Here is a 15,886-nt window from a genome sequence, read left to right as displayed (position 1 = left end):
CTCAGTTGCCTTCCGTGCTGATCACGGAGTCGCCCAGCAGCGCGGGCAGCTCCTTCTTGATGACCTTTCCTGACTGGTTCCTGGGCAGGCTGTCGACCACGAGGACCCTTTCGGGAAGCTCGTGCCAGGCCAGCCGGTCCATCAGGAAGGCGCGCACCTCGTTCGCGACGAGCCCCGGCGACCTGGGCACGACCGCGGCGCCCAGCACGGAGCCCAGCACCGGGTGCGGGAGCCCGAACACGGCCGCCTCGGCGACCAGCGGGTGCTCGTGCAGCGCGGCCTCCACCTGCAGGGTGGACACCTTGAACGCCCCGGTCTTGACCACGTCGCTCTCCCGGTCGACCAGGTAGAGGTAGCCGTCGGCGTCCACGTAGCCGACGTCGCCCATGCGCACCCAGCCGTCGCGGAACGACCTGGCGCTGGCCTCGGCGTCGCCGTAGTAGGACCGGGTGGCGGTGGGCGAGCGCATCCACACCTCACCGGTCTCCCCGGCCGGGAGGGGGGTGCCCTCCTCGTCGGTGATGCGCAGCGAGCCGCCGAACGCGGGCCGCCCCAGCGCGGCCGGCCGCGTACGGTCGTAAATCATGATCGTCTGAGCGGGGGCGGCCTCGGTGGACGTGTAGTAGTTCGTCACGGTCGCGTTCGGGAAGGCCGCCGACAGACGTTCCGACACGGCGGGAGGGAGCGCGGCCGCCGCCGATCCCAGCAGCACCACGCTGGACATGTCGTGCCGCTCGTGCAGCCCGGCGTCGAGCAGCTCGATCGCCATGGAGGGCACCAGGAACACGGTGCCGGGGCGGTAGGTCTCGATCAGCCGGGCGAACCGGCCGGGCGTGAACCTCGCCGGGGTGAGCACGGCCGGCCGGGCGTCCAGCGCGTTGACCAGCATGGTCTGGCCGGCGTTGGTGCCGATCGGGAAGGCGTGCAGCAGGTGGCGCGAGTGGGCGAACCTGCGGTGCTTGGGCTGCGTGACGCACCCGTAGGCCAGGTTGGCGTGGCTCGCGCCGACCCCCTTGGGCCGCCCGGTCGTGCCGGAGGTGTAGAGGATCTGCGCCAGGTCGCCGGGCCGTACCCGCGGTCCTTCCGGCGCCGCCCCCGGCTCGAAGCCGGTTTCCAGCTCCGCCGGGGTCGCGGTCCACGGCGCCTCCGCCGGCGCCGCGAGGTCCCGGCCGAGCAGCACCGCCGTCGCCGAGCAGTGCTCGATCATGTAACGCAGCTCGGCCGGCGCCAGCCGGTCCGACATCGGCACGGCCACCGCGCCCGCCTTCAGTACCCCGAAGAACGCCACGGCGAAGTCGATCCAGTCACGGCTGCCGAAGTGCAGCGCCACCCGGTCGCCCGGGGTGACCCCCCGGCCCGCCAGCCCGGCGGCGAGCGCCGCCGACCTGTGCTCCCACTCCGCGAAGGTGAGCGTGCCGTGCCCCTCCACGATCATCGCCACGCCGTCCGGTTCCTGCCCCGCGCGCAGCCGCAGCAGCTCCGGCAGGGTGAGCGCGGGCACGCTCCGCGTCCTCGTCGCCCCCGTCATACGTGCTCCTTCTCGGGTTCGCGAGCCGCCCGTGTGCCCGCCCCTGTTCCTGCCCGTGCGTTCGTGCGGGCGGCCGCGACGCGTTCGGTCAGGGCCTGGTAGCCGACGACGTCGTCGGGCAGGGCGTCGGGCACGTCGGCGTCGAACCGGCGCAGCACCCCCACCCGCATGCCGACCAGAGCGATCACGGCGATCGCCAGCGCGAAGCAGGCGTACATGAAGCCGATCCCGCGGCCGGGGCCGGTGCCGAGCACCACGCCCACCGTGCCGGCGAGCGGCCCGCCCGGGGCGAGCAGCGGCTCGAAGACCTGCGCGCCGTACGGCGCGACCAGGCCGAACCCGATGGGCAGCGTGGACCAGGCGACCAGCGTGTTCAGCGCGATGACCCGGCCGTGGAACCGCTGCGGCACCTTGACCTGGATGATCGTGGCGTAGACGCCGTTCAGCAGGGTGAGGCACAGCGACATGCCGAACGCGCCGACGGCGATGAGGAACAGGTCCTGGTACAGCCCGGTCAGCAGGCAGAACACCGACAGGGCGAGCGTGGACAGCAGCACGCCGTACAACCGCCTGCGCCGCGGACCGCCCCAGGCCGCCATCGCCAGGCCGCCGAGGAAGGCGCCGAGCCCACCCGCGAACGACACCCGGCCGACCTCGGCCAGCGTCGCGAACGACAGCACCAGCGGCGAGATCATCATGAACAACGGGGACAGGAAGACGTTCAGCACCGCGAAGTAGAACAGCATCGCGCGGAAACCCCGGTTGCCCCAGGAGTGGCGGATGCCGCCCAGCATCTCGGCGAGCACGCTCTCCCGCCGCTTCCAGGCCATCGTCGCCGGGAAGCGGATCAGCACGATGGTGAGCGTGGCGACGACGTAGCTGGCCACGTCGATGATGAGGATGCCCTCCAGCCCGATCGTCGCCATCAGCCCGACCGCGATCAGCGGCACGATGAGCTGCGCGGTGCCGGTGGCCATCTGGACGACGCCGTTGGCGTGCCCGAGGAACCGTTTCGGCACGAGCTGCGGGATCGCCGAGGTGTACGCCAGCCGTTGGAAGGTGAGCGCGACGGACAGGCAGACCAGCAGCGGATAGATGTGCCAGACCTGCAGGTTGCCGGTCCACAGCAGCAGTCCCAGCGCGAGCTGGGTGCCGCCGGCGGCCGCGTCTCCGGCGATCATGACCTTGCGCCGGTCGAACCGGTCGACGATAGCGCCGGCCAGCGGGGCGACGAGCATGCCGGGCAGCAGCCCGAGCACGGAGAACAGCGCGAACCGGGCGAGCGAGCCCGTGGTGAGGTAGATCCACAGCGGGATGGCGAACTCGGTCAGCGCCGAGCCGGTGATCGAGACGAGCTGACCGGCCGCGACGAGGAGGAAACGCCGCATGCTGGGCGGCGGGCCGACGCGCACCTGTGCGTCCGCGGCGCCATCCCGGCCGTCCCGGCCGTCCCCGCCGTCCTGCGCCGTGTCCGCGCCGGATCCGGTTCCGGTCTCGGCGGACCGGCTCGAAACCCCCTGCAGCCACCAGGTGCGGGTGTCGTCCCGTTCCATCCCCTCCGTACGTCCGGAGGCGAGGGCGGCGTGGGTGCCGGTGACGATCTCGGCCAGTTCGTCGCTGCGATACCGCAGGAAGAAGTGCCCGGCCTCGTCGAGGACTACGCACGCCGTGTCATCCGACAGACAGTGCCACTCTTTGTAACGTTCCTGGTAAAACTCGGCCGCCGGGTCGCGTTCGCCGACCACGGCGATGACCGGCGCGCGCAGCGCCGGACCGCCGCCCTCCTCGAAGATCCGCGTGAAGTACCGCTCGGCGGCGCGGGTGCCCTCACGGCGGTTGCGCACGATGAGGTTGACCTGCTCCCGGCCGAGGTCCTCCACGTCGAGCCCGGCCGCGGTCAGGGCGTTGACCCGCTGCTGGTCGCTGGTGAGGCGGTCGAAGAAGGTCCCGAGCCAGTTCAGGCCGCGGCCCGGCCGGGCGAAGGGGAACACGCCGCCGAGGTACAGCGCGTCCACGGTGCGGCCGTCCGCCTCCAGCCTCCGGGCGATCTCCGCGGACAGCATGACGCCGAGGCCGCAGTGGCCGTACAGCACCAGCGAGCCGCCGTTCCTGTCCATGATCTCGGAGATCTCGGCCACACAGTCGACGACGACCTCGTCGAACGGCCGGGCCTGTTCGCCCAGCTCGTGGCCGGGCACGGCGACCGAGTAGAGCGCCCAGTCGCCCGGCAGCGCGTCCGCGAGCGGCTGGTAGACGACCGCGCTCCCCCCGCCGTACGGCACGCACACCAGGGTGGTGGTGGCGGGCCCGGCGGGGGTGAGCCGGTGCAGCAGCGAGCGCGGCACGTCCCCCTCGGCCGTGAGCAGCCGGGCCAGCTCGCGGACGGTACGGTGCTTGAAGACGTCGAGCACCGTGATCTGCCGGTCCGGATGCGCCTTGCGCAGCCGGGCGATGACCCGCATCGCCAGCAGCGAGTGGCCGCCCAGGGCGAAGAAGTCGTCGAGCGCCCCCACGCGCTCGACCTCCAGCACCTCCGCCCAGACGCGTGCCACGTCCTCCTCCGCGCCGGGCGCCGGGGAGACGTATTCGGCCGCCGCCACGTCGGCCTCCGGCTCGGGCAGCCGCGAGCGGTCCACCTTGCCGTGCGACTTGAGCGGCAGCTCGTCGAGCCAGGCGTACCGCGAGGGGACCATGTACGCGGGCAGCCGGTCGGCCAGCCACGCGCGGACCTCCGCGGTCTCCCCGGACTCCCCGCCGGCGGGAACGAGGTAGGCGACGAGTTGCTCGCCGCGCGGCTCGACCACGGCCTGGGCGACGTCCGGGTGGTCGGCCAGCACCGACTCGACCTCGCCGAGCTCGACCCGGTAGCCACGGATCTTCACCTGCAGGTCGCGGCGGCCGAGGAACTCCAGGTCGCCGGTGCCGGACCACCGGCCGAGGTCGCCGGTACGGTACATGCGCGACCCGGGCGGGCCGTACGGGTCGGGGACGAACCGGTCGGCGGTCAGGCCGGGACGGTTCAGGTAGCCGCGGGCCAGCCGGTCGCCGCCGAGGTAGATCTCCCCCGGCACCCCGGCGGGCACCGGCCGCAACCGCTCGTCCAGCACGTACGCCCGCGCCCCGGGCAGCGGCGAGCCGATCGGCAGGCTCACGCTCGCCTCGGCCGGGCCGTCGGGAGTGGGCAGCCTGGCGACGTCGTAGGTGGTCACGCCCACGGTGGCCTCGGTCGGCCCGTAGTGGTTGACGACCCGGCAGCGGCCCAGCGCCGCGAGCTCGGCGGCCCAGCCGCGCGGGGCCGCCTCCCCGCCCAGCAGCAGCAGCTTCCTGGGAAGCAGGTCGTCCGGTCCGGCGTCCGCGAGCAGAGCGGCGAGGTGCGACGGCGTGATCTTGAGGTAGTCGATCCCGGTGCGCCGGAAGATCTCCGCCAGCTCGGGACCGGCGGTGCGCGAGGGCACCAGGTGCAGGGTGCCGCCGGTCATCAGGCACAGGTAGAAGACCGTGACGCCGAAGTCGAAGGCGAGGGACTGCAGCAGGGCGAAGGACGAGCCCGGCTCCACCTCCAGCCGCTCGCGCACCCCGGCGAGGTAGACCATCACCTCGTGGTGCTGCACCGCGACGCCCTTGGGCCGCCCGGTGGTGCCCGAGGTGTAGATCACGTACGCGAGGTCGCCCGGCGCCGCGGGTTCCCAGGGGTCGCCGGGCTCGGGCGCGTCCTCGTATGTCTCGTCGTCGAGGTGCACGGCGGTGATCTCGTCCGGCAGCCGGTCGTGCAGGTCCGGGCTGGTCACGACGATCGACGCCCCCGCGTCGGCCAGCACGTACTCGAGCCGGCCGCGCGGGTGCTCCGGGTCGAGCGGCAGATAGGCCGCGCCCGCCTTGAGCACGCCGAGCACCGCGGCCGCGAGCCCGGCCGACTGCTCCAGGCAGATCGCCACACGGTCGTCGCGCCGCACGCCGAGCCCGCGCAACCGCCGGGCGAGCCGGTCGGCCGCGGCGTCCAGCTCGGCGTACGTGAGGGCGTCGCCGCCGCAGACGACGGCGGTCGCGGACGGGGTGCGGGCCGCCTGCGCGGCGATGGCCTCGTGCAGCGACGGCGCCCCGCCGAACGCGTCCGCGGCGGGCGTCTCGGCCTCGGGCGCCGCTCCCGCGAACCCGAGCACGCGGCCGCGCTCGGCCGCCGGGAGCAGCTCGAGGTCCGACACCCGCGCATGGGGGTCGGCGGCGATCGACCTGAGCAGGTTCTCGAAGCACTCCGCCAGGCGCGCGATCGTGGCCGGCCGGAACAGCTCGGTGCGGTAGGTGAGGGTGCCCACCAGGCCGTCGCCCTGGTCCATGAGGTACAGCGCGAGGTCGAACCGGCTGGCGGTCACGTCGAACGGGTAGGCCGTCATGGTCAGGCCCTGGGTCCGCAGCGCGGCCGACCGGTAGTTCTGCAGCGCGAACATCACCTGGAACACCGGCGACCTGCTCACGTCGCGCTCGACGCCGAGCTCGCCGACCAGCCGGTCGAAGGGCAGCTCCTGGTGCGTGTAGGCGTCCAGCGCCGTCTCGCGCACCCGGCCGAGCAGCTCGGTGAAGGTCGGATCGCCGGACAGGTCGGCCCGCATCGGCAGCGAGTTGATGAAGAGCCCGACCACCCGCTCCAGCTCCGGCAGGTCGCGCCCCGAGACGGGTGACCCGACGGCGAAGTCGTCCTGCCCGGAGTAGCGCCCGAGGAGCACCTGGAAGGCGGCGAGCAGGGTCATGTACAGCGTCGCGCCGTTCGCCCCGCCCAGCTCCGTGAGAGCGTCCACCAGCTCACGGTCCAGCACGACGTCGTGGGCGGCGCCCGCCGATCCCTGCTCGGGCGGGCGCGGCAGGTCGGTCGGCAGCTCCAGCGGCGGCAACCCGGCCAGCCGCTCCCGCCAGTAGCGGATGTCGTCCTCGTGGGTCCGCCCGCGCTCCCACAGCGCGTAGTCGCCGTACTGCACGGGCGGCGCGGCGAGACCGGCGTCGGTCCCGGTCCGGTACGCCTCGTGCAGGGCGAGCAGCTCCTCCATCACGATGTCGCACGACCAGCCGTCGGTGAGGGCGTGATGCATGGTCAGCAGCAGCACGTGCTCGCGGGTGCCGAGCCGGACCAGGAGCACCCGCAGCAGCGGGCCGGTCGCCAGGTCGAACGGCCGGGCCAATTCCTCCTGGACGACCTCCCGCGCGGTGGCGGCGTCGTCGGACCGCCGCGGCTCGACCAGCCGCAGCTCCACCAGGGGCTCGTCGTCCAGCACGATCTCCGGCGTCCCGTCGTCGGTGGTGACGAACCGGGTGCGCAGGCTCTCGTGGCGCCGGGCCACCTCGACGAGGGCGCGCTCCAGGGCCGCGTCGTCGATCTCGCCGCCGTCCAGCCGGACGGCGAAGGCGACGGTGTAGGCGGTGGTGCCCGGGGCGTACTGCTCCAGGAACCACAGGCGCTCCTGCGCGTGCGAAAGCGGCGGGTGAGTGCCGACCGGCCGCGGCGGCACGGTGACCCTCGCGGCTTTCCCGGCCCTGAGCCGCTGCGCCAGCAGCGCCTGTTTGGCCGGTGAGAGACCGGTCCGGGTCACGACGCCGGCACCTCGGTTGAAATTTGCATTAAGAACATGGCATTCCTTTGTGCGCTCTGCGCCCCGGTACGCCGGCGAATCGATGCGAAGACGCGGGCGGCCAACGACCCGGCGGCGGAATCACCGCCGGTGAGCTTCCTGCCTGGTGCCTGGCGCGGCACGGATGCAATGCCGCTCGCGCCGGTAACCCCCATTTCGGACGCATGAGTGGGAACGCTCCCACGGCAGTGGAGGCTAGGGATCTGGACTTTCATTCGTCAAGTGTCATGGAAGTTTCTGTCCGTTATTAGCCCCAAGGCGGGGAATGTGAGGTTATTGCCGCAGATCACGGACAATGTGGTCACACTCGCCCAAATCGTCCGTATAGCCAGGCATTGACAAGGTCTCTTACCGGACCTACGCTCCGTGGGAGCGCTCCCAATATGGGTGCTCCTGTCCCTGGCAGCGAAGCCCGGCGTCGAGCGCGCCCTCGACCAGAGACGCACCAGGAGCCGACCACTTGTGATCGTCACCGCTGCACCGGCACGGAGCCCGCGGCATGCCCTCGACGACGGGGATCTCCGCTCACTCCTCCTGATCCGGCACTTCGAACGCGCCCTGCTCCACCTGTTCGAGCAGGGCGTGCTGAGCGGCACCACCCACACCTGCCTCGGGCAGGAGTACATCCCGGTCGCGCTGTCGGCCCTGCTCCGCGACGACGACTTCGTGTTCAGCAACCACCGGGGGCACGGCCACTTCCTCGCCCGCCATCCCGACCCGCACGGACTGCTCGCCGAGATCATGGGGCGGGAGGGCGCGCTGTGCGGAGGCGTCGGCGGCAGCCAGCACATCTACCACCGGCGTTTCCTGTCCACGGGTGTGCAGGGCGAGAGCCTGCCCGTGGCGACCGGGGTGGCCCTGAAACTGGCCGGCACGGGAGCGCTGGCCTGCGCGTACATCGGCGACGGCACCTGGGGGGAGGGCGCCGTCTACGAGGCGCTGAACATGGCGTCCCTCTGGCGGGTGCCGCTGCTGGTCGTGGTGGAGCACAACGGCATCGCCCAGTCGACCCCCACGTCCGCGCAGATGGCGGGCACGATCGCCGCCCGGGCGGCGGCCTTCGGCGTCCGCCACCACCACGTCTCGTCCACCGACGCCGGTGAGATCAGGGAGGTCCTCGCCCCGCTGATCGACGCCGTGCGGGCCGAGCCCTCCCCGCTCGTGGTCGAGTTCGCCACGCACCGCCTCGGGCCCCACAGCAAGGGTGACGACACCCGGCCCCCGGAGGAGATCCGCCGGGCCGCGGAGTCCGACTGGTACGACCGGTACGCCGAGGCCGATCCCGAGCGGTTCGCGCGGATCGACCGGGAGCAGCGGGAGCTCGTCGAGCGGGTGGTCGCCGAGGTCTCCGCCCGGCCCCACGCACGGCCGGGAGGATCGGCGTGACCAGGGTCTCGGAGCATCTCAACCAGGCGCTGCACGACCTCATGGAGTCCGACCCCTCGGTCCACCTGCTCGGCGAGGACGTCAGCGACCCGTACGGCGGCGCGTTCAAGGTCACCCGGGGACTGTCCGGCCGGTTCGGCTCGCGGGTGAGGTCCACGCCGCTGAGCGAGGGAGCGATCGCCGGGGTCGGGGCCGGGCTGGCCCTGGCCGGCGACAAGGCCATCGTCGAGATCATGTTCGCCGACTTCGTGGCGCTGGCGTTCGACCAGATCACCAACTTCGCCGCCAAGTCCACCTCGATGTACGGCAGGCCCGTGCCGGTGCCGCTCGTGGTGCGCTGCCCCACGGGCGGCAACCGCGGCTACGGCCCGACCCACAGCCAGAACCCGCAGAAGCACTTCATCGGCGTGCCGGGGCTGTCCCTGTTCGAGATGACGCCGTTCCACGACGCGGGCGAGCTGTTCGCCCGGATGTTCGGCCTGGGGCGGCCCTGCCTGTTCTTCGAGGACAAGGTCCTGTACACGCGGCAGATGCACCGCGTCGACGACCTGTTCCGGTACGAGCTGGTGGACGACGTGGCGCGGGTGTACCTCGACGGCGCGGGCCGGCCCGACTGCACGCTGGTCACCCACGGCGGGCTCGTCCACCGGACGCTCGACGCCATGCGGACGCTGCTGCTGGAGGACGAGCTGGTCTGCGAACTGCTGGTGCCCGCCCAGCTCTACCCCGTGCCCCATCTGCCGGGGCTGGAGGACGCGCCGCACGTCTGCGTCGTCGACGATGGGACCGAGGGCGGCACCTGGGCGGCCGAGGTGGCCACGGCGCTCTACCCGCGCCTGTGGGACCGCCTGCGCCGCCCGATCACGCTAATAAACTCGGCGGACCGGGTGATCCCCGCCGCCCCCCATCTGGAACGCGAGGTGCTCGTGCAGGCCGACAGCATCCGGGCCGCGGTGAGAGAGGCGCTGTCGTGACCGAGTTCCGCGTGCCCAAGCTCAACAACAACGACACGTCGTACGTCCTGGTCGAATGGCTGGCCGAGGACGGGCGGACCGTGCGGGACGGCGAGCCGATCGTGCTGCTGGAGACGTCCAAGGCGACGGAGGAGGTCGAGGCCCCGGCGGACGGCGTCCTGCGGCGGCTGGTCGCCGAGGGGGCCGAGTGCGAGCCGGGGCAGGTGATCGCCCGCCTGCTCGGGAGCGCGGACGAGCCCGTCCGGGAGGCCGCGGGGCAGACCGCGGACGGGAATCCGCACGGGCCGGGCGCTCCCGCGCCGCCCGGCGAGGGCGTGGTCGTCACGGCGCCCGCGCGCGACCTGATCGAGGCGCACGGCATCGCCATGGAGCGGGTGTACGCCCTCGGCCGGAAGGTGATCAGGCGCAGCGACGTCGAGGAACTGCTCGGCGGACAGGAGCCCTCCCCCGCCGCCGTCGCGGACGACGCCGGCGCCCCGGCGGAAGACGACGAACAGTGGATCACGCTGTCGCGGGCGCAGCAGCGGACGGCCGAGGTCGTCGAGCGGTCCCGGCGCGAGATCCCCGCGGCCTTCACGGCGATGAACGTCGACGTGACCGAGGTCCTGTCGCTCGCCCGCGACCTCACCCGCCGGCTGCGCGCCCTGGTCGGCCTGCCCGAGATGATGGTGAAGGCGACCGGCGGGCTGCTCGACCGCTTCCCGATGTTCTTCGCGGAGCCCGGCTCGGACACGCGGGGCCCCGGCCTGCGGGCGAGAAGGGCCGTCACCGCGGACGTGGGCGTCACGGTCGACGTGGGCCAGGGGCTGTTCATCCCGGTCGTCCGCGACGCCGGCAACCGGACGCTCGCCGAGATCGCCGCCGACCTTGCCGGCTTCCGCACGACCGCGCTCTCCGGGTCGTTCCGGGAACGCGATCTGCGGGGCGGCGCCATCACGCTCACCCTGCACACGCACGACGGCATCGTGTTCGCCGTCCCCATCGTCTTCCCCGGCCAGACGTGCGCGCTGTCGCTGACCGCGCCGCGCTCGGAGGTCGTCCAAGACGGCTCAGGCTTCGCCGTACGCAAGACCGCCACACTGGGCCTCGCATACGACCACCGTTACATCAACGGTCGCGATGCCGCGGAGTTCCTGCGTGAGCTCCGCTCGGCGCTCGAATCACCCGCGCGTTTCCTCACCGAGAATGGATGAAGCCATGAACTCACCCGCACGGTTTCCGGCCGACTTCGTCTGGGGCGCGTCCACCGCGGCGTACCAGATCGAGGGCGCGACCACGGAGGACGGCCGCGGGCCCTCGGTATGGGACACCTTCTGCGCGGTCCCCGGCAACGTACGCGACGGCGACAGCGGCGAGCACGCCGCCGACCACTACCACCGTTACAACGAGGACCTGGACCTGATCGCCGATCTGGGCCTGGGCAGCTACCGCTTCTCCATCGCCTGGCCGCGGATCCAGCCGACCGGATCGGGCAAGCCCAACCAGAAGGGCCTCGACTTCTACCGCCGACTCGTCGACGGCCTGGCCGAGCGCGGCATCCGGCCGATGGCCACGCTCTTCCACTGGGACCTGCCGCAGGAGCTGCAGGACCGGGGCGGCTGGGAGAACCGGGACACGGCCGAGCGCTTCGCCGAGTACGCCGGGATCTGCTTCGACGCCCTGGAGATCAGGGACTGGCTGACGATCAACGAGCCCAAGACGGTGGTCGACTGCGGCTACCGGTTCGGCCAGCACGCGCCGGGCTTCAAGGACGACGCGCGCGCGTTCGTCGCCTGCCACCACCTGCTGCTCGCGCACGGCCTCGCCTCCCGCGTGCTGCACGAGCGGCACCCGGGCCGCCGGATCGGGCCCGCGCTCAACCTGCACCCCACCTACCCGGCCGACGACACCCCGGAGGCCCGCGAGGCGGCCCGCCACCAGGACGGGCTGGAGAACCGGCTCTACCTCGACCCCGTCTTCAAGGGGAGCTATCCCGAGGACACGCTGCGCTGGATCTCCGAGCGCGGCCCGATGGCGGACCACATCCTGGACGGGGACCTCGGGATCATCAGCGAGCCCATCGACGTCCTGGGTGTGCAGTACTACACCCCGGTCTTCGTCGACGGCAAGGGCGAGCGGGTGTTCCTGCACGAGCGGGCCCAGGCCGAGTGGCTGGAGATCTACCCCGAGGGCCTGCACGACATCCTCGTCCGGGTGCAGCGGGACTACCCCGGCGTGCCGATGGTCATCACCGAGAACGGCCTGGCCACCGTGGACGGGGTCGACGCCGACGGCCGCGTCCGCGACGATCGGCGGATCGCGTACCTGCGCGACCACCTGAGCGCCGTGCACCGCGCGATGGAGGCGGGCGCGCAGGTCGAGGGCTACCACGTGTGGTCGCTGCTCGACAACTTCGAGTGGGCCGAGGGATACAGCCAGCGGTTCGGCATCGTGCACGTCGACTACGCGACGCAGAAGCGTACCCCCAAGGACAGCGCGCTCTGGTACCGCGACGTCGTGAAGAGCGGCGAGCTGCGCTGACACCCGGCCCGGCCCCTGCCGGGTCCGGCCTGCTCTCCGCCGCCCCCGGCGGCTCCACCCGGCCTCCCGCACGCGTGCGGGAGGCCGGGTCTTCGCCATGCCACGGAGCGGCGTTTCCGCGCGTGTAAGTTTCAGCACGAACCGGTGGGCGGCCGCCCATGCACGTGCACGTGAGAGCCGGTCTGCGGCAAATCGGTGCCGTTATACCGATCTACGCGAAAATCCTGAGATTAAGTTGACGCGTCCGACGAAAAGACTTAGCTTTACCGGTTATGGGAGCGCTCCCACCATTGGTCCACCCCGCTTGGATCAAGGGCGATGAGCTGGGATAAGGTCCCTGCATACCGTCAGATGACCCACTTCTTGACGACGCGTCAGCGAGAGGACTCCCCCGTGCCCGATTACACCATTGCCGGCGGCGGTTACCAGGCCACGATCAGCGAGCGGGGCGGCGCGCTGCGGGCGTTGCGCCACGAGGGCCGCGATCTGGTGACGAGCTGGCCGGAGGGCGGGCCGGTGCCGTACTACAGCGGCACAATCCTCGCTCCCTGGCCGAACCGTGTGGTCGGCGGCACGTACGTCTTCGACGGGCAGCGCCGTCACCTGCCGATCAACGAGCCCGACCGCGGGCACGCCCTGCACGGTCTCGTCGCCGGCCTCGACTGGAAGTGCGCGGAGCTGCTGTCGGTGGAGGACCACCACGGCCACGTACGGCTGACGCACGTCGTGGAGCCCACCGAGGGCTACCCGCACAGGATCGCCCTGGAGGTGCGGCACTCGGTGTCCGAGGAGGGCCTGTCGACCACGCTGACGGCGCAGAACGTGGGCGAGACGGCGGCGCCGTACGGCTGCGGGCCGCACCCCTGGCTGCTGGCCGGGCCGGACGTCACCGCCTACGAGCTCGGCCTGCCGGCCGGGCGCGTGCTGCTCACCGACGACCTGCTCGCCCCCACCGACCTGGTGGAGGTCGAGGCGACGCCCTACGACTTCCGGACGCCGCGCGTGATCGGGGACACCGCCGTCGACCACGCCTTCGCCGGCGTGACGGAGGGGCGGGTGCGCGTGCTCGGGCCGGAGGGCGGGGTGGAGCTCACCTGGGACCCGTCGGTGATGCCGTGGGTCCAGATCTGCACGGGCACGGGGCTCGGCCACAGGGGACTGGCCGTGGAGCCCATGACCTGCCCGCCCGACGCGTTCAACTCGGGCACCGACCTGATCGTTTTGCAGCCGGGGGACAAGCACGAGGCCACGTGGACCATCGCGGTCACCACTCCTACCCGGGAAGACTGAGAAGACTTGATGGACAGCAGGACGAAGAGGCGGTTGTCCCCCGCACAGCTCGACGAGGTCGTCCGCGACGCGCTGGGCTGCGGGCTGACCTCGTCGGAAGAGCTCGCCGACGGCTTCGCGAACGCCGTCTGGCGGCTCGGCCTCGACGACGGACGTGAGGTGGTGCTCAAGCTCGGGCCGCCGCCCGACCTGCGGTTGCTGACCTACGAACGGCACCTGCTGCGCACCGAGGCGATGGTCTACCACCTCGCCCAGCCCGTGGGGCTGCCGATGCCCGCCCTGCTCCGGGCGTCGTTCGACGATCCGGTGCTGGGCGGCGACTACCTCATCCTGTCCGCGCTCGACGGAGTGCCGTGGAACCGGACGACGGTCAGCCCCGCGGAGGAGGGCGCGCTGCGGTTCGAGCTCGGCCGCCACCTCGCCCGCCTGCACGCCATCCCGGGCACGGGCGTCTTCGGCTACCCGTACGCCGGGCTGACCGGCCACACGTGGCGGGAGGCGTTCCTCGTCATGATCGGCGCCCTGCTCGACGACGCCGTCCACTACAACACCCGGCTCCCGGCGACCATCGTGGAGATCGTCGGGCTCGTCCACATGAACGCGCACGTCCTCGACCAGGTCACCACCCCGACGCTGGTGCACTTCGACCTGTGGCCGGGCAACGTGTTCCTGAACGGCGACAAGAGCGTCCAGGCGCTCATCGACCACGAGAGGGCGTTCTGGGGCGACCCGCTCGCCGACTTCGTCACTCCCACCATCTTCGGCGAACTGCGCGAGGACGATCCGATGCTCGCGGGCTACCGGCAGGAGGCCGGCCCGGTGCGGCTGGACCACGCCGCCCGCGTCCGCCTCGCCCTCTACCGGGTCTACCTCTACCTGATCATGCTGGTGGAGGACGGCCCGCGGCAGTATCCGGAGGAGGCCTACGCCCCCACCCGGGACCTCACCACGCGGTCACTGGCCGCCTGTCTGGACGTGCTGCGGGCGGGGTCCCGCAACCACGCCCACGTCTGAGGTCACGCCTCCAGCGTGAGGGACTGCGAGCCGCACCCGTTGCCGGTGTGCGGCTCGGAGTCGCCGGTCCCGGCGAGTGCCGCGGGCGCTCCGACGGTCAGCGACGCCACGAGGGACAGGACCATCGCCCCGGCCGCGACGCGCGGCAGATGGCTGACACGAGCAATCACAGCGGACTCCCGAAGGCCGATTTCATTGATCACAAAATAGCGGTCCCGCATGCGCTCCGGTAGGCCCACTTCGGCCCGGCCCTGGCGGCCCGGCCCTCCGCGTGAGATGATTTCAGCGGGTGATGAATTATGGAGACGACATGTGTGATCGCGGGCGGCGGGCCCGCGGGGGCCATGCTCGCGCTGCTCCTGGCCCGCGCGGGCGTCGACGTCACGTTGCTGGAGAAGCACGCGGACTTCCTGCGGGACTTCCGCGGCGACACCATCCATCCCTCGACCCTCCAGGTGCTGGACGAGATCGGGCTCGCCGAGGCGTTCCACCGGCTGCCGCATCGCAAGGCGTACGTCATGTCGATGCGGACCGACGACGGCGAGGTGCCCATCTCCGACCTGCGGCGCCTGCCGGGGAAGTTTCGGTACATCGCCTTCGTCCCGCAGTGGGACTTCCTCGACCTCCTCACCCGTGAGGCACGCGCCTACCCCGGCTTCCATCTCCTGATGAACGCCAGGGTCACCGACCTCGTACGGCACGACGGCGCGATCCGGGGCGTGCGCTACCGCGACGAGCGGGGCGAGGAGCACGAGATCAGGGCACTCCTCACGGTCGGCGCGGACGGCCGGCACTCCGACGTGCGGCGGGCGGCCGGTCTGGCGCCGAAGCGGTTCGGCGCGCCGATGGACGTCGTCTGGTTCCGGCTGCCGCGGGCGGCGGGCGACCCCGAACAGCCGTTCCTGCGGGCGTCGGCCGGGCGGCTCATGGTCGCGATCAACAGGGAGACGTACTGGCAGCTCGCCTACGTCATTCCGAAGGGCGGCTTCGCCGCACTGGAGGCGGAGGGCGTCGACGGGCTGCGCGGCGAGGTGGAGCGGCTGCTGCCCTTCCTCGACGGCAGGACGTCCGAGCTGCACGGCTTCGACGAGGCGGGCGTGCTGAGCGTCGAGCTGAACCGGCTCACGCGCTGGCACCTGCCCGGGCTGCTGCTGATCGGCGACGCGGCCCACGCGATGTCGCCGGTCTTCGGCGTCGGGATCAACCTCGCGGTGCAGGACGCCGTCGCGGCGGCCAACATCGTCGGGCCGGCCCTGCTGCGCGGCCGGGCCCCCGAGGGGCTGCTCGCGAAGGTGGAGCGGCGCAGGAAGGCGCCCACGGCCGTCGTCCAGGCCGCGCAGCGGGTGGTGCAGGACCGGCTCATCCGGCCGGCCCTCGCCGGTCCGGTGGCGCGGATCCCCGACCTCACCCGCGTGCCGGTGGTGCGCTCGCTGCTGCCCCGGTTCATCGGGCTCGGTGTGCTGCCCGAGCACGTGCGGCTTACTGAGCAAGAAAAAAGATCTCAGCAAGTGGACAGGGAGGGGGTCGCACGGGACGCGGTGCAATAACCTTGGTGA

General features: G+C 72.0%; 10 protein-coding genes. 7 read left to right on the top strand and 3 right to left on the bottom strand.

Annotated elements, in window-relative coordinates; genetic code table 11:
• Position 1: 1 nt before the first annotated feature.
• Both ACWEQG_RS31915 and ACWEQG_RS31910 read right to left on the bottom strand, forming a co-directional pair.
• On the bottom strand, positions 2-1,528 hold the full coding sequence (locus ACWEQG_RS31915) for a class I adenylate-forming enzyme family protein (RefSeq protein WP_452290415.1): 1,527 nt from the start codon (positions 1,526-1,528) through the stop codon (positions 2-4).
• Positions 1,525-7,107: a non-ribosomal peptide synthetase/MFS transporter gene (locus ACWEQG_RS31910; RefSeq protein WP_452290413.1), complete on the bottom strand. Its 5,583-nt coding sequence runs from the start codon at positions 7,105-7,107 to the stop codon at positions 1,525-1,527. The genes ACWEQG_RS31915 and ACWEQG_RS31910 overlap by 4 nt, the downstream gene beginning before the upstream one ends.
• Positions 7,108-7,608: 501 nt before the next feature.
• Here ACWEQG_RS31910 and ACWEQG_RS31905 point away from each other — a divergent pair.
• From ACWEQG_RS31905 to ACWEQG_RS31880, 6 genes are all read left to right on the top strand, one after another.
• Positions 7,609-8,532 carry a thiamine pyrophosphate-dependent dehydrogenase E1 component subunit alpha gene (locus ACWEQG_RS31905; protein ID WP_452290411.1) on the top strand — a complete coding sequence of 308 codons (924 nt, stop codon included), beginning with the start codon at positions 7,609-7,611 and terminating at the stop codon, positions 8,530-8,532.
• Positions 8,529-9,506, top strand: coding sequence for an alpha-ketoacid dehydrogenase subunit beta (locus ACWEQG_RS31900; protein ID WP_363462386.1), 978 nt, complete (start codon positions 8,529-8,531; stop codon positions 9,504-9,506). The genes ACWEQG_RS31905 and ACWEQG_RS31900 overlap by 4 nt, the downstream gene beginning before the upstream one ends.
• Complete coding sequence (locus ACWEQG_RS31895; protein ID WP_452290409.1) at positions 9,503-10,699, top strand: 2-oxo acid dehydrogenase subunit E2; 1,197 nt, start codon at positions 9,503-9,505, stop codon at positions 10,697-10,699. The genes ACWEQG_RS31900 and ACWEQG_RS31895 overlap by 4 nt, the downstream gene beginning before the upstream one ends.
• A 4-nt stretch (positions 10,700-10,703) precedes the next feature.
• Complete coding sequence (locus ACWEQG_RS31890) at positions 10,704-12,026, top strand: GH1 family beta-glucosidase (RefSeq protein ID WP_452290407.1); 1,323 nt, start codon at positions 10,704-10,706, stop codon at positions 12,024-12,026.
• A gap of 393 nt (positions 12,027-12,419) precedes the next feature.
• The gene (locus tag ACWEQG_RS31885; protein WP_452290405.1) at positions 12,420-13,316 is read left to right on the top strand and encodes an aldose 1-epimerase family protein; all 897 of its coding nucleotides are present in this window, start codon (positions 12,420-12,422) and stop codon (positions 13,314-13,316) included.
• Positions 13,317-13,325: 9 nt separating this feature from the next.
• Positions 13,326-14,330, top strand: coding sequence for a phosphotransferase family protein (locus tag ACWEQG_RS31880; protein WP_452290404.1), 1,005 nt, complete (start codon positions 13,326-13,328; stop codon positions 14,328-14,330).
• Between the two features lie 2 nt (positions 14,331-14,332).
• Here the strand turns inward: ACWEQG_RS31880 and ACWEQG_RS31875 are convergent, their stop codons facing one another.
• Positions 14,333-14,500 carry a hypothetical protein gene (locus ACWEQG_RS31875; RefSeq protein WP_346228828.1) on the bottom strand — a complete coding sequence of 56 codons (168 nt, stop codon included), beginning with the start codon at positions 14,498-14,500 and terminating at the stop codon, positions 14,333-14,335.
• Between the two features lie 129 nt (positions 14,501-14,629).
• On the opposite strand from ACWEQG_RS31875, the gene ACWEQG_RS31870 reads away from it, so the two are divergent.
• Entirely contained in the window at positions 14,630-15,877 is a 1,248-nt protein-coding gene (locus tag ACWEQG_RS31870) for an FAD-dependent oxidoreductase (protein WP_452290402.1), read from the top strand.
• Positions 15,878-15,886 lie beyond the last annotated feature (9 nt).

The sequence above is a fragment of the Microbispora sp. NPDC004025 genome (assembly GCF_053604425.1).
Note: the sequence above shows the minus strand (reverse complement) of the source record. Positions and strands in the feature narration are given on the sequence as shown.

Bases quoted from the DNA above. Each gene is read 5' to 3' on its own strand.
- ACWEQG_RS31915 (WP_452290415.1), bottom strand. From the start codon at position 1,528: ATGACGGGGGCGACGAGGACGCGGAGCGTGCCCGCGCTCACCCTGCCG.
- ACWEQG_RS31890 (WP_452290407.1), top strand. From the start codon at position 10,704: ATGAACTCACCCGCACGGTTTCCGGCCGACTTCGTCTGGGGCGCGTCC.
- ACWEQG_RS31880 (WP_452290404.1), top strand. From the start codon at position 13,326: ATGGACAGCAGGACGAAGAGGCGGTTGTCCCCCGCACAGCTCGACGAG.
- ACWEQG_RS31870 (WP_452290402.1), top strand. From the start codon at position 14,630: ATGGAGACGACATGTGTGATCGCGGGCGGCGGGCCCGCGGGGGCCATG.